The organism is Campylobacter sp. FU_520, assembly GCF_025772385.1.
In the GTDB taxonomy this organism is placed as follows: Bacteria; Campylobacterota; Campylobacteria; order Campylobacterales; family Campylobacteraceae; genus Campylobacter_D; species Campylobacter_D lari_C.
Window position 1 is genome coordinate 1 of record NZ_JAKMRZ010000014.1, and the last position, 13,702, is coordinate 13,702.

The 13,702-nt window shown below is 29.2% G+C and carries 18 protein-coding genes; 11 read left to right on the forward strand and 7 right to left on the reverse strand.

The features are described 5' to 3' along the window. Nucleotides 1–1,587: motility associated factor glycosyltransferase family protein (locus tag L8W55_RS06100; protein ID WP_263677841.1), on the reverse strand; the 1,587-nt coding region annotated here is incomplete at its 3' end. A 106-nt stretch (nucleotides 1,588–1,693) separates the two neighbouring features. Continuing rightward, a complete protein-coding gene (gene pseI / locus L8W55_RS06105) occupies nucleotides 1,694–2,725 on the reverse strand; it encodes a pseudaminic acid synthase (protein WP_263677842.1) in 1,032 nt (343 codons plus the stop codon). A gap of 117 nt (nucleotides 2,726–2,842) precedes the next feature. Between pseI and L8W55_RS06110 the strand changes: the two genes are divergently transcribed. Genes L8W55_RS06110 through L8W55_RS06120 form a run of 3 tightly spaced genes read left to right on the forward strand, consistent with a single transcriptional unit; the run spans nucleotide 2,843 to nucleotide 4,313 of the window. After that, on the forward strand, nucleotides 2,843–3,265 hold the full coding sequence (locus L8W55_RS06110) for a hypothetical protein (protein ID WP_263677843.1): 423 nt from the start codon (nucleotides 2,843–2,845) through the stop codon (nucleotides 3,263–3,265). After that, nucleotides 3,262–3,558 (forward strand): flagellar motor switch protein FliN, encoded by a 297-nt coding sequence (fliN, locus tag L8W55_RS06115; protein WP_039617302.1) that lies wholly within the window; start codon nucleotides 3,262–3,264, stop codon nucleotides 3,556–3,558. The genes L8W55_RS06110 and fliN overlap by 4 nt, the downstream gene beginning before the upstream one ends. Further along, on the forward strand, nucleotides 3,555–4,313 hold the full coding sequence (locus L8W55_RS06120) for a hypothetical protein (RefSeq protein WP_263677844.1): 759 nt from the start codon (nucleotides 3,555–3,557) through the stop codon (nucleotides 4,311–4,313). Before fliN ends, L8W55_RS06120 begins: the two co-directional genes overlap by 4 nt. Here L8W55_RS06120 and L8W55_RS06125 read toward each other — a convergent pair. The 5 genes from L8W55_RS06125 to plsY form a co-directional block, all read right to left on the reverse strand. Further along, nucleotides 4,310–5,806, reverse strand: a complete 1,497-nt coding sequence (locus tag L8W55_RS06125) for a Ppx/GppA phosphatase family protein (protein WP_263677846.1) — start codon at nucleotides 5,804–5,806, stop codon at nucleotides 4,310–4,312. The genes L8W55_RS06120 and L8W55_RS06125 overlap by 4 nt on opposite strands. Next, nucleotides 5,806–6,051, reverse strand: a complete 246-nt coding sequence (locus L8W55_RS06130; RefSeq protein WP_012660922.1) for a YfhL family 4Fe-4S dicluster ferredoxin — start codon at nucleotides 6,049–6,051, stop codon at nucleotides 5,806–5,808. The genes L8W55_RS06125 and L8W55_RS06130 overlap by 1 nt, the downstream gene beginning before the upstream one ends. 116 nt (nucleotides 6,052–6,167) lie before the next feature. Then, on the reverse strand, nucleotides 6,168–6,842 hold the full coding sequence (gene hsrA / locus L8W55_RS06135) for a homeostatic response regulator transcription factor HsrA (RefSeq protein ID WP_039617309.1): 675 nt from the start codon (nucleotides 6,840–6,842) through the stop codon (nucleotides 6,168–6,170). 77 nt (nucleotides 6,843–6,919) lie between these two features. After that, on the reverse strand, nucleotides 6,920–7,237 hold the full coding sequence (locus L8W55_RS06140; RefSeq protein ID WP_263677847.1) for a dihydroneopterin aldolase: 318 nt from the start codon (nucleotides 7,235–7,237) through the stop codon (nucleotides 6,920–6,922). After that, complete coding sequence (gene plsY, locus L8W55_RS06145) at nucleotides 7,222–7,833, reverse strand: glycerol-3-phosphate 1-O-acyltransferase PlsY (RefSeq protein WP_263677848.1); 612 nt, start codon at nucleotides 7,831–7,833, stop codon at nucleotides 7,222–7,224. Before plsY ends, L8W55_RS06140 begins: the two co-directional genes overlap by 16 nt. 199 nt (nucleotides 7,834–8,032) lie before the next feature. On the opposite strand from plsY, the gene L8W55_RS06150 reads away from it, so the two are divergent. From L8W55_RS06150 to L8W55_RS06185, 8 genes are all read left to right on the forward strand, one after another. Then, nucleotides 8,033–9,067, forward strand: a complete 1,035-nt coding sequence (locus L8W55_RS06150; RefSeq protein WP_263677850.1) for a cytochrome-c peroxidase — start codon at nucleotides 8,033–8,035, stop codon at nucleotides 9,065–9,067. A 151-nt stretch (nucleotides 9,068–9,218) separates the two neighbouring features. Further along, complete coding sequence (gene rplU / locus L8W55_RS06155) at nucleotides 9,219–9,527, forward strand: 50S ribosomal protein L21 (RefSeq protein ID WP_039617324.1); 309 nt, start codon at nucleotides 9,219–9,221, stop codon at nucleotides 9,525–9,527. A gap of 10 nt (nucleotides 9,528–9,537) precedes the next feature. Continuing rightward, nucleotides 9,538–9,792 (forward strand): 50S ribosomal protein L27, encoded by a 255-nt coding sequence (gene rpmA, locus L8W55_RS06160; protein ID WP_002862355.1) that lies wholly within the window; start codon nucleotides 9,538–9,540, stop codon nucleotides 9,790–9,792. Nucleotides 9,793–9,888: 96 nt separating this feature from the next. Beyond that, nucleotides 9,889–10,932 carry a GTPase ObgE gene (gene obgE / locus L8W55_RS06165; protein ID WP_263677852.1) on the forward strand — a complete coding sequence of 348 codons (1,044 nt, stop codon included), beginning with the start codon at nucleotides 9,889–9,891 and terminating at the stop codon, nucleotides 10,930–10,932. Continuing rightward, nucleotides 10,932–11,399 carry a DUF6194 family protein gene (locus L8W55_RS06170; RefSeq protein ID WP_263677853.1) on the forward strand — a complete coding sequence of 156 codons (468 nt, stop codon included), beginning with the start codon at nucleotides 10,932–10,934 and terminating at the stop codon, nucleotides 11,397–11,399. Before obgE ends, L8W55_RS06170 begins: the two co-directional genes overlap by 1 nt. Further along, a complete protein-coding gene (gene fmt / locus L8W55_RS06175; RefSeq protein WP_263677854.1) occupies nucleotides 11,396–12,307 on the forward strand; it encodes a methionyl-tRNA formyltransferase in 912 nt (303 codons plus the stop codon). The genes L8W55_RS06170 and fmt overlap by 4 nt, the downstream gene beginning before the upstream one ends. Then, nucleotides 12,288–12,923: a biotin--[acetyl-CoA-carboxylase] ligase gene (locus L8W55_RS06180; protein ID WP_263677855.1), complete on the forward strand. Its 636-nt coding sequence runs from the start codon at nucleotides 12,288–12,290 to the stop codon at nucleotides 12,921–12,923. The genes fmt and L8W55_RS06180 overlap by 20 nt, the downstream gene beginning before the upstream one ends. Next, complete coding sequence (locus L8W55_RS06185) at nucleotides 12,920–13,702, forward strand: ParA family protein (RefSeq protein WP_012660935.1); 783 nt, start codon at nucleotides 12,920–12,922, stop codon at nucleotides 13,700–13,702. The genes L8W55_RS06180 and L8W55_RS06185 overlap by 4 nt, the downstream gene beginning before the upstream one ends.

Here is a 13,702-nt window from a genome sequence, read left to right on the forward strand (position 1 = left end):
AAATCTAGCTTGTAAAATATCTGAAAAAAAATCACTTTTTGACAGTTTTAATCTTAATTTTTCTAATTTTTCTAAATTTTTTTCTTTGATAGCTTTTTTACATTCATTGATAAAAATTTCACTTTGTTTTATTTGTTTGTTGAGTTTTTCTTTACATTGTTTTAATTTTTTTTGTGGATTTTTTGCTTTTGTTAGAATGATATTTTTTTCAATTTTTTCTTTTAAAAACTCTTCACAAATTTCTTTAAAAGGCTTTTCAATGGTTCCTTCTATCCTCGCTCCACCTTCTGTGGCATTGTAGGTTTTGATTTTTAATATATCTCTAGCTAGAGCTATGTCTTTTTCAAAACTTTTTAAAAACAAATACCATGTAAGTTGGGTTTTTACCTCTCCATTGCCTCCATAAGCGCAGATTGTTTTATAAACAATCTCTTCATCTCCCTGATCGCCATATAAATGTTCTTTCGGATGTGATTTACCATCATCACTATAAGCTAAGTCTTGTCCTATTAAAATAATATTTTCAAATCTTAAAGCACCAGCTAACTCATAAGCCATATTAGCCACACTCATACCATTTCCCAAAAAACCATATTCATTTAAGCCAAGTTTGCTTTCAAAAAACAAAGGCCTTAAAACAAGCATATAATTTCTATTGTTTTTTTCTAAATATTCTATGGTTTTAGGATGAGTTAAAGAAGCAATGATAAATAAAATATTTTTATCAAAATCACCAAAATCGTTATTAAAAAATTCACTAGTCATATCTTCTCTTTCTAGAGAAAAAACATAATCAGGCTTGATTCCTTCTTTAGCTAAGATAACATAAGAACTGTCAGCACTAAAAATTACAGCGTTTTCTTGGTATTTTTTTAAAAGTGGAAGTTGTTTCATCAAGGAAGGGCCTGTTGAAACTATAATGGCATTTTTTGCTTTTGCCTTTCTGTCTTTTATTAGATTCTTAAAAGGCACATGAGTGATTATTTTTTCTAAGTTTATAACATTATGTTTTATTCCTATTAAGGCATCTTTTGGGTCATTGCCACGAGTAAGCATTAAAGTCTTAACTAAATTTAATAAAATTTGCATCACATTTTGTGCATTTGGCATGTAAAAATTAATATAAAAATCATTATAAAAATGAAAATTGAAAATTTTTAATGTATATTTGATTTGCGGATAATCAAATAAAACTTTAAGTTGAGCGGTGTTGACATTTGGTGTAAAAAATAAAATAAGTTTTTCTTTTCTAAGAAGTGTAGTAAAATCAATCATATGAAAAGCTAAGTATAAAATTTCTAATTCTTCTTCAAAAACTATGATATGTTTTAAGTGTTGATTTTTTAAAAGCTCTATAAAAAATTTTCCATCGCCAAAACCATAAAAAAACAACACTGGATATAATTCAAATTTTTCATAATCAAAAGAATGATTATCATCTAAAAAAACTTGATTTTGTGTATCAAAAATTTTGTTTTCTATAAGCTGAAATCTTTGAGTATTAGTTATCTTTCTTAATTCGTAAGCTAATATTTGATCAACTTCAAAAAGAGCTTGAGTATTTTTTAAAAATAATTCTTTGTTCATTATAAAATCCAAATTTTTGTTTTATTATAGCAAAAGTATGATTTTTTTAATAAAAACATTAAAATCGCGTATTTTTAATTCATATGGGCTATAAACTGCGCTTGATTTATTGAAAATAATCTTCTTTTAACGCTTGTCCAAATTCTATATCACAACTTGCTTTTTTGCCAAGTATGATAGGCAAAAATTTAGGATGTAATCCAAGGTTTGGTCTTACACTTTTTACATTTTCTAGTGTAAAAATTTCTCCTTTTTTGATGTCTTTACTAGCATATAAGCTTCTTGCAAAATGGCGATTTTTTAAAGTTTTTTCATCTATTGTTAAGCTAGATTTGCCTAGCGCTTGCTCACTTAAACGCACCATGGAACACATTTGTTTAAACTCTTCATAGTTAAGACTAAATTTAGCATCAGCACTATTTAAAGTTTTATCTAATATAAAATGTTTTTCTATTACTCTTGCGCCAAGAGCTACAGCTAAAGTAGGTGCTAAAAATCCCTCGCTATGATCGCTTAAGCCTACTAAGGTTTTAAATTTTTCTTGTAAAGTTTTGATGGCATTTAGATTTAAATCACAAATTTGTGAAGGATAAGCTGAAGTACATTTAAGTAAAATCAAATTTGAATTGTTTTCTTCTTTAAAAATTTTAACAACCATTTCAAGTTCTTCTTCGTAAGCTATACCTGTAGAAACTAAAGTAGGTTTATTTTCTTTTGCTACATAACGCACAAAATCATAATCATTTACCTCAAAAGAAGCGATTTTATAAGCTGGTGGATTAAATTGTCTTAAAAAATTCACATCTTCTTTAGAAAAAGGACTAGAAAAGCAGATTAGTCCTTCGTTTTTGGCACATTCAAAAAGTTTTTCATGCCACTCATAAGGCGTTTTAGCTTCTTCGTATAGTTCATATAATTTGTGTCCATGCCACAAACCACCTTCGATGATAAAATCTTTTTTATTAGAATTTAGTGTCAAGCTATCTGGGATGTAGGTTTGAATTTTTATAGCATCAGCTCCTGCTTTTTTAGCTGCTTGTATAGTTTTTAAAGCTACTTCAAGGCTGTTTGCGTGATTTGCTGAAAGCTCGGCAATGATGAAAACTTTTTCATTTAAACTGAAATTTTCTATAAACATTAAAAACCTTTTTTTAATTTAAATAAAAATTTACTATATTTTATATTTTAATTATTAATTGTGATTAAAGGTTTATTTAGTAAAATAAATTTAATTAAGTTATCTAAGGAAAAAGCTATGACTAAAACACTTGAATATTCGATTTATCATTTTTGTGAACACATTTTAAAACTTAAAATTGCACCAACAAGTGTGATCAGAGGTGAGTTTTATGGAGCTTCTATACCTTTATATTTTAAAGATGAGGAGTATAGTTTTTACTTATTTTTTCAAAAAAAAGCTTTAAATGAAATTGCGTTGTTTTTACTACATGAAGAATTAAAAGAAGATGGATTGGCAGATTTGGTAAAAGAAGTGGCTAATCAAATCATAGGTTATGCTAAAAAATTACTTAATGATACCAATGGAAAAGATGAATACCGTTTGGGAGTTCCTGAGTATTTAGGGCGTATTGATGGATTTTCAAAAATCAAGCTCAAAGAAAAATTTACCTATGAGATGAAAAATGCTCGTTTTAGAATAGGTTATAAAAAATTATGATAGAAGATCATTTAGGATTATTGCAATCTTATGAAGATATTTTAGATATTAGTGTTGATTTTGTTAGTGAGCTTGGCACAACTAATATGAGCGTGAGAGATCTTTTAAAACTAGAAGTTGGTTCTGTGATAGATCTTGAAAAGCCAGCAGGTGAGAGTGTGGAGCTTTACTTAAATAAAAGAATTTTTGGTAAGGGCGAGGTAATGGTGTATGAAAAAAACCTTGCCATAAGAATTAATGAGATTTTAGATTCAAAATCAGTGTTGCAGTATTTTAAAAAAGAATTGCAATGAAATTTATTTGGATTTTACTACTTGCCTTGCCTCTTTTTGGGGCAAAAATTCTTGATTATAATATCTATCCAAGAGAAGATAGGGTGGATATTACTTTTTCATTTGATGTTCCTTATAAAGAAGGTATTAGTCAAAAGAGAAAAGATAATATTATCATTTTTACTTTAAATGCTCAAAGTGCTAAAGAAGAAGATAAGATAATAAATTCTAATATTGTTAAAAAAATAAAAATCTTTTCAGAGGGTAAGAAAACTTTTATAGCTTTAAGTATTGGCGATAAGATACAAATTAATGCAGATACAATTGGTGAGTATGGTTTAAGATTGCGTGCGCAAAAAGAGGGTGCAAATTTAACTACCAAAAAAAACTTAAATGAAAAAAATGAGGAAATAAAAATGCAAGAGTATGATTTTACAAATTATATTTTAGTTGTAAGTGTTTTGATACTTTTGCTTATTGGACTTTGGTTTTTAAAAATGTATTTAAGACAAAAACATCCTTTAGATAGAAATTTTACTTTGATTTTTCAAAGACCGCTTGACAGACATAACCAACTTGTAGTTTTTGAGTATGGTTTAAAACGTTATACTATGATTATAGGAAATTCTAATGTGGTATTAGAAACGAGCGAAGCTTTGGTAAAAAATGAAGAGCAAAATAAAACACCCCAAAAGCCAAAAGAAAAAGATTTTGACTCTTATTTTGAAGAAAATAAACAAAGATTGCAAAATTTACTTTTAAAACAAAATAATTAATTTTTTTGATTAAAAGCTAAAATGATAAGTTTTGGTTTTGAAATCTTTTTAATCTCTTCTTTTGAAAAATAAATTTGCTTTTTATCTGAGTAAATATACAAAGTGTGATTTTTTAGCATAAAATTAAGATTTATATCAGTATCTTTTGCTAATTTTTTTGCTAATGCAAGAATGAAATTAAGCCAAGTTAATATATGATTGTTTGGTAATAGTTCTTTGATATGCTCAATGGCAAATGGATTGATTTTTTTACCATTGGCCTTTAAAAGAGTAGAAATAAGTAAAATTTCTTTGTGTGAAAAGCCAAAATGCAATCCATTTAAAGCCATATAAGCACTATGCTCATTAGCAAAATAAAAATTAATTCTTTCGCCTATGTGGGCTAGTTTGGCAGCATTTAAAAGATCTTTTTTAAAACCAATATCAACTTTATGAATAGGTAAAAGTGTATCAAATAATTTATTTACAAAATACGCACTTTTATCGCTATAGTCTATATTAAAACGATCTTGTAAAGATTTTAAGCTTGGATTAAAATTAGGTGGAAATTTGGCATTAAATTTTGAAAAATCGGTGGTGTCATTTTTTACCTTGGCGTATTTTTGAAAAAGATTAGATAAAAACACACCCTCTCTTACGCCTACTGCTGAGGTGATGATATTTTTGGCTTTTAGATTTTTTGCTAAGGCTAAAAAGATTACACAACCTTCTTTTATGGTATCAAAACGATCTTTTTTGATATTAAAATCAACTAAATTTTTAGCATTTTGAATTTTTTCTATGTGGTTTTTTTCTTTCTCAAAACTATAGCTAAAATTATGGATCATTTTTAATGGATAAGAGTTTTTTTTCATTATAGAATTTGATAACGCTCTTAAGCTCCCACCTATGGCAATAATATTATCATTTTGAAAGCGTTTTGGTACTTGCGTTAGTGCTTCTTGTATAAACTGATCTAGCGCATTAAATCTTTTGGTGTCATAAAAGATTTCTTTTAATCTTACTGTACCAAGATCAAGTGAAATACAATCTATAATTTTACCTTCTTTAATCAAACAAAGCTCAGTTGATCCTCCGCCTATGTCTATAGTAGTGGCATTTTGAATATTTGATAACAAATTTAGCGCAGCAAGACCACCTAAAAATGATTCGGTTTTTCCATTAATACATTTTATATTTAAACCTACATTTTTTGCTATTCTAGCAATAAAGTCTTTTGCATTCGGTGCATCTCTTAATGCAGAAGTTCCAACAGCAATAATTTTTCTGCATTTTTCTTTTAAAGCTTTTTCTTTAAAGTAAGCCAAAGCTTTCTCGGCTTTAAGCATGGCTTCTTCTTGGAGGATTTTGTTATTATTGTAGGCATTTTCTCCAAGTCTTACCTTCTTCTTATGTTCGCTACAAATGAAAAAACCATATCTTGAGGTTCTTTCAAAAACTACCATACGAACGGAATTAGAACCAAGGTCAATTACTGCTGTTTTTTTAGCCATTAAATATCTTTATTTTTATGTTTCAAGCGAAGCTCATCAATGCTTTCTACATTGTCAGGATCAGGTATGATACAATCTACAGGACAGGCCACTATACAGGCTGGTTCTGAAAATTCATTCACACACTCAGTGCATAGATCAGGATCTATAACATAGATTGGATCATTATCATAAATAGCCTCATCTGGACATTCTTCCCTGCATGCATCACAGGATATACATTCTCTAGTGATTAAAAGTGACATACTTTTCCTTTTATGAGTAATAAAGCAAACTTATACTATATAAAAACTTATAGCTAATTTAAATGAAAGAAAAAATAGATTCAATTTTTAGAATGATTGAATCATTCTAAAAATTTTTAGTTGGTTTTTTTAGGAAAACAAAAGCGATATCCTCTGCGACGTACAGTTTCTATGGTAGAGATATTAAGTGGTTTATCCATTTTTTGTCTTATTTGATTGATTGCAACTTCTATAACATTTGGAGTTACAAGTTCAGGTTCTTCCCAAATAGCATCTAAAAGCTGTTCTTTTGATACGATTTGATCAGAATGTCTAGCAAGGTGAGTTAAAACTTCAAAAGGCTTTCCTTTTAATTCTATATCTTTTCCTTGATAAGTGATTTTTTCTTCATCAGGGTCAATCACTAAATCATCAATTTTAATCACATTAGTTCCACCAAATCTAAGTCTAGCTTCAATTCTTGCCATTAAAATTTCAAAATCTAAAGGTTTTTTTATATAATCATCTGCTCCAGCTTTTAAAGCTTTAATTTCATTTTCTTTGTCTGCTTTTGAGCATATTGTAACTATAGCAGTTCTTGGGGATTTTTGTTTGATAGCATTGATCAAATCACTTGCGTCGTTATTGCCTATGGTCCAATTTGATAATACTAAATCATAGTGTCTAATACCTATAAAATACTCAGCGTCTTTAAAATTTTCTGAAGTATCACTTTGGTAGCCAAACTCATTTAAAGTGTTTGATAAGGTTTTGTTAAGCGATGCTTCATCTTCTACAACTAAAATACGCATTTTATTCCTTTGAAGATAGTTTTAGTGCAAAAGTATAACACAAATTAAGCAAATATTCAAAATTCTTTAAAAAATTTTTAATATTTTTTGCTTAAACTAGCTCCAACACATGCATTTTTAATAATGTCAGGCTTATAGCAGGTAATATGTATAAACTGAAGTTTTTTATGGTGCTTTTTAATATCTTTACATATATATTTTAAAGATTTTTCTATAGTTTTAAATTTTTTCTTTTTATAGATTTTTTCTATTCTGGTGCATAATTTCGCATAATCTAAAAATTTTTTACTTTTAGCTTCTAATTCTATTAAGACTTTTTGCTCTTGAATTCTTTCAAAATCCAAAAGTCCTATAATACATTTAAATTCTAAGCTAACTTTTATATGACTTTGCATTCTTGTTTTCCGATTAATCTTAAAATATTTGGTATATGCTTATAAATAACTATAAAAGCGATAATAAATATCGGCGCATGGGTATTAATCACAGGCATATCATAATGAAATATAAAAGAAGTTATGATTAAAACAGCCAAGGCTCCAAGTGAAGCTAAACTTGAAATTTTAAATACCTTTCCTATGACAAACCAAGCTAAAACCGCAGATATAATTTCAAAAGGTAAAAATACTGCTAAAACTCCAGCTCCAGTAGCTACCCCCTTACCCCCTTCAAATTTTAAATAAGGAGAAAAACAGTGGCCAAATACTGCTAAAACTGCCATAGTCCATAAGATATTTTCATCATAGCCTAAAAATTTTGCTACTAATATAGGTATAATCCCTTTAAGCGCATCTAGAACAATAGTTGCAACAGCAAGTGTTTTGGCAAGTTTAGGATCACTTTCTTTTACTACTCTTAAAACATTAGTAGCCCCTATGCTTTTACTACCTGCATTTTTAATATTTGTTTTAGCAAAAATTTGAGCTAGTAAAAGCCCAAATGGTATAGCACCTATAAGATAAGCTAAAAGATAGATTATTAAATTTTCCATTTACTTTTTATCCTGATTTTATAAAACTTTATAAAATGATAGCAAAAAACCCTGAAATAAATATTTAAGATATATTTTATCCTATAATAATTTTTATTGTTAAATAGAAATTTTTTATTTTGTTTAAAGAAAATTATAGATATATTTTCAATAAGTTTATTTTAAATAGGCTTTATTTTATCTTATTTAGGAGTAGATAATGAAAAAAATTTCATTATTAGTTGCATCATCATTATTAGTTGCATCAACTGCTTTTGCCAATGATAGAGCTTTACTAGATGAAGCAAAAGCTGCAGGTTTAGCGCCTTTACCAAAGGATCAAGCAGGTGTTGAAAAACTATTAAAAGAAATGGGAGTTAAGGCTAGCAAATTCTCTAAAGAAAAAGCTAATCTTGGTAAAAAATTGTATTTTGAACCAAGACTTTCTAAAAGTGGTTTGATTTCTTGCAATACCTGTCATAATTTAGGTATGGGTGGTGCTGATGGTATAGCAGCTGCTGTAGGACACAAATGGACAGCTAATCCTCATCATTTAAATTCGCCAACAGTTTATAATTCAGTTTTAAATTCAACTCAATTTTGGGATGGTAGAGCAGGTACTTTAGCAGACCAAGCAAAAGGGCCAATCGAAGCAGAGCCTGAAATGGCAACTCCAGCAAAACTAGCTGTTGAAAAAATTTCTTCTATGCCAGAATATGTAAAAGAATTTAAAAAGGTTTATGGTAGTAGTGGAGTGACTTTTGATAATATTGCAGATGCTATTGCTACATTTGAAAGAACACTTTTAACTCCTTCTAAATTTGATAAATTCTTAGAAGGTGATACAAAAGCTTTAAGTAAAAAAGAAAAAGAAGGTTTAAAAACTTTCATCGATAAAGGCTGTACGGCTTGCCATACAGGAGTAAATTTAGGTGGTAGTATGCAGGCTTTCCAAGTAGCAGCTAAATATAAATTTGCAAATGTAGGAGATTTTAAAGGTGATGCAAATGGTTTGGTTAAAACTCCAACCTTAAGAAATATTGCTGAAACTGCTCCGTATTTTCACAATGGTGCTATTTGGTCTTTACAAGAAGCAATCAAAGAAATGGGTAGTGTGCAACTTGGCATAGAAATTTCTGACAAAGAAGCATCTTCTATAGAAGCTTTCTTACATGCTCTAACAGGTAAAAAACCAAGTATTACTTATCCTCAGCTTCCAAAAGCAACTGAAAAAACTCCAAAACCAGAGCTTTAATTTAAATCTTAAGACGCTTTTTGCGTCTTAAGCTTACTTTATATAAAATCAAGATATAATTACCGCTTTTAACCACTAAAGCTTTTTAAATTTATGTTTTATGCATAATGCTTTATGGTGCTACCAAAATATTTTAAGAAAGGATAGCTGTATGTATGCTATTATAAAACACAGTGGAAAACAATACAGAGTAAGCCAAGGTGATGAGCTTAAACTAGATCGTTTTGAAGCTGAAGCAAAATCAAGCGTAGAAGTAAGTGAAGTTCTTGCTGTATGCGATAAAGAATTAAAGGTAGGTGCGCCGTTTGTTGCGGGTGCAAAAGTTGTTTTAGAAGTGATTGCTCATGGAAAAGACAAAAAAGTTGTGATTTACAAAAAAAGACGCAGAAAAGACTCGAAATTAAAACGCGGTTTTAGAAGACAATTTACTCGCGTTAGAGTAGTAGATATTAAAGCTTAAGGAGTAAAGAATGGCACACAAGAAAGGTCAAGGTTCAACTCAGAATAATCGTGATTCTATAGGTCGTCGTCTAGGTGTTAAAAAATTTGGTGGAGAATTTGTTCGTGCTGGCAACATCATCATTCGCCAAAGAGGAACAGCAACTCATGCAGGTAATAACGTAGGCATGGGAAAAGATCATACAATTTTTGCTTTAATTGATGGTTTTGTAAAATTTGAAAGAAAAGATAAAAATAGAAAAAAAGTTTCTGTTTATCCTGCATAATTTTTAAGGCTACTTTGTAGCCTTTTTCTTCTTTTTAATCTTAATATATTAAAAAAAATATAATATCATTTTAAAAATTTATAATTTGGTGATTGTATGTTTATAGATAATGTAAAATTAGTTTTAAGTTCAGGTAATGGTGGCAAAGGCGCTGTGAGTTTTCGCCGTGAAAAACATGTTCCACTTGGTGGACCTGATGGTGGCGATGGTGGAAATGGTGGCGATGTGTATTTTATATGTGATAATAATACTCATACCCTAGCACACTTTAAAGGCAAAAAAGAACTTAAAGCACAAAATGGCCAACCAGGTTTGGGCCGTAATAAAAATGGTAAAAGAGGGGAGAGTTTAGAGTTGATTGTTCCTCAAGGCACCCAAGTAATTGATGCACAAAGTGGGGAAGTTTTGCTTGATATGCTAGTAGAAGGCCAAAAAGAACTCTTTTTAAAAGGCGGTAAAGGTGGTCTTGGTAATACTCACTTTAAAAACTCTACTAATCAACGCCCGGATTATGCCCAACCAGGAGTGACAGGAAAAACCTTAAGTGTGCGCTTAGAGTTAAAACTCATAGCAGATGTTGGGCTTGTAGGCTTTCCAAATGTAGGAAAATCCACTCTTATAAGCGTAGTATCTAATGCAAGACCTGAAATAGCTAATTATGAATTTACTACACTAACTCCAAAACTTGGTATGGTTGAAGTAGATGATTATAATTCTTTTGTAATGGCAGATATCCCAGGTATTATAGAAGGTGCAAGCGATGGTAGGGGTTTGGGGCTTGAGTTTTTAAGACACATAGAAAGAACTTCTTTTTTACTTTTTGTGCTTGATCCATTAAGAGATATGAGTTTAAAAGAACAATTTTGCATTTTAAGAAAAGAATTAGAAAAATTTTCAAGCAAACTTTATGCAAGAAATTTTGGCTTAATGCTTTCAAAAAGTGATAGTGTAAATTTAGGTGAGGAATTTGCACAAAAAATGGAAGATGATTATAATGAGTTAAAAGCTTATTTGCAAAGTCAAAATAATCCACAAAGCTTTTTTGTTAAAGTATCAAGCCTTGAAAAAACAGGTTTAAAAGAGCTTAAATTTATGCTTTTAGAAGAAGTTAAAAAAATTAGAAGTCAAAATAATCTTTGATGAGTGAAAATTTAACTATAGATTTTATCCAAGAATATATCAAGTCCAATTTTAAAGGTTTGGTATATAAATTTACCTATAAAGAACATAGCTTTTTTTATAATCCCGATAAGGTTTTAAAAAACGGAGTTTATTTTTGTACTATTAAAGAAAATGATGGCATAAATGATAAAGCTTCAAATTTAAATAGACAGGGTGTGTTTCGTCTAAGTTGCTCTCTTTGTGATCAAGATTACCAAAATCTTTTTGGTCAAAAACCTAAAAAAGCTTTAAAGGGTAAGGTTGTTAGTTTAAATTATGATTTTTCTATGCTTGATCTTATCATGCCTCATCCAATTTATGCTTATATGGGATATATTTGTATTAACAATCCTTCAAGAAAAAAATTTGAAATTTTTAAAGATTATCTTGAGCTTTCATATCAAAAAGCTATAAAAACTTATCAAAAAAGGATAGTGGCATTATGAAAAATATCATTTTTATGGGAACTCCATCTTATGCAACTTGTATTTTAAAAGAGCTTGTCGATAAAGGATTTAATATCCAAGCTTTATTTACTCAACCTGACAAACCTGTGGGTAGAAAACAAATTTTAACCCCAAGTGATACTAAAAAATTTGTTTTAGAAAATAATTTAAATATAGAAATTTTCACTCCAAAAAGCTTAAAAGATGAAAATATAATCAATGAAATAAAAAATCTAAAACCTGATTTTATAGTTGTTGCTGCTTATGGGAAAATTTTACCAAAAGAAATTTTAGATATTGCTCCTTGTGTCAATTTGCATGCTTCCTTGCTTCCTAAATATCGTGGTGCTTCACCTATACAAAGCGCTATTTTAAATGGGGATAAAATAAGTGGGGTTTGTACTATGCTTATGGAAGAAGGGCTTGATAGTGGTGCTATTTTAGAAAGCATAGAATGTGATATAGAAGGTAAAAATTCAGCTGAAGTTTTTACCATGCTTTCAAATTTAGCAGCTAAGCTTACTATTTCTACGCTTTTGAATTTTGAAAAAATTATCCCAAAAAAGCAAGATGAAAGTTTGGTTACACATTGTAAAAAAATTAAAAAAGAAGATGGGTTGGTCAATTTGGATAATGCAAATGAAATCTATCAAAAATTTTTAGCTTTTACACCTTGGCCTGGAATTTTTTTAGAAAATGGTTTGAAATTTTTAGATATAGAATTAGTTGATAGTGAAAAAACTCAAAAATCAGGTGTGATTTTACAAGTAGAAAAGGAAAGCTTTTTGCTTTCATGTGCAAAAGGTATTTTAAGGATTAAAACTTTACAAGAAAGTGGAAAAAAAGCTTTAGATGCTAAGACTTATTTAAATGGAAAAAGGTTAAAACTTGAAGATAGTTTATTTTGATGAGCTTGAATCAACTCAAGTTTATTTAAGTGATAAAATTCGCAGTGGAGAGATTACTAGCAATGCAGCCATTTGTGCTTTTATCCAAAGTGCCGGTATAGGTAGTAGGGATAATACTTGGCAAAGTAAGCAAGGAAATTTACATGTATCTTTTTGTATAAAAACTCAAGAATTAGCACAAGATCTTCCTTTAGCTTCTGCTAGTATATATTTTGCATTTTTAATGAAAGAAGTATTGCAAAGACAAAATTCAAAAGTATGGATTAAATGGCCTAATGATTTTTATATAGAAGATAAAAAAATAGGCGGATTGATGAGTTCTAAAATCAATGATTTTTTGGTTGTAGGAATGGGGATTAATCTTAAATATGCTCCATTTAATGCTGAAATTTTAGACATAGAAGTAGATATAGTAAAACTTTTAAATGAGTATTTTTCTTATGTAGATGAGAAAATTTTATGGAAGAATATTTTTAGCAAGTATATGCTAGAATTTGAAAAATCAAGAAATTTTTTTATACATAATGAAGGTAAGATTTTATCTTTAAAAGATGCTTTATTGTATAAAGATGGTTCTATATTGTTAGATAATAAAAGGATATATAGTTTAAGATGAGTGAGATAATAACTATTGCAAATCAAAAAGGTGGAGTAGGTAAAACTACTACCGCTATTAATCTAGCGGCTTCTTTGGCAGTAGCTGAAAAAAAGGTTCTTTTGATAGATATTGATCCGCAAGCTAATGCTACAACAGGACTTGGTTTTAATAGAAGTAATTATGAATATAATATTTATCATGTTTTTATAGGTAGGAAAAAACTTTCTGAGATTATTTTAAAAACTGAGCTTCCACAATTATACTTAGCTCCATCAAATATTTCTTTGGTTGGTATTGAACAAGAAGTAGTAAAAGAAAGCGGAGAATATAGAACGATTTTAAGGGAAAAAATCAAAGAAATTGCTAAAGATTATGATTTTATTATCATTGACTCACCTCCTGCACTTGGAAGCATTACGGTAAATGCTTTTGCAGCAAGTGATAGTGTTATTATCCCTATACAATGTGAGTTTTATGCACTTGAGGGTGTTGCGATGGTTTTAAACACTATTAAATTTGTAAAAAAAACTATCAATCCAAAACTAAAAATAAAAGGCTTTTTACCAACTATGTATAGCTCACAAAATAATCTTTCAAAAGATACGGTGGAAGATTTAAAGCAAAATTTCAAACAAAAGCTATTTAGAACAGGTGATAATGAAGATGATTTCATCATTATACCAAGAAATGTAAAACTTGCTGAAAGTCCAAGCTATGGAAAGCCTATTATACTTTATGATATAAAATCCCCAGGTTCGGTGGCATATCAAAATTTAGCACATTCTATATTAGGATAA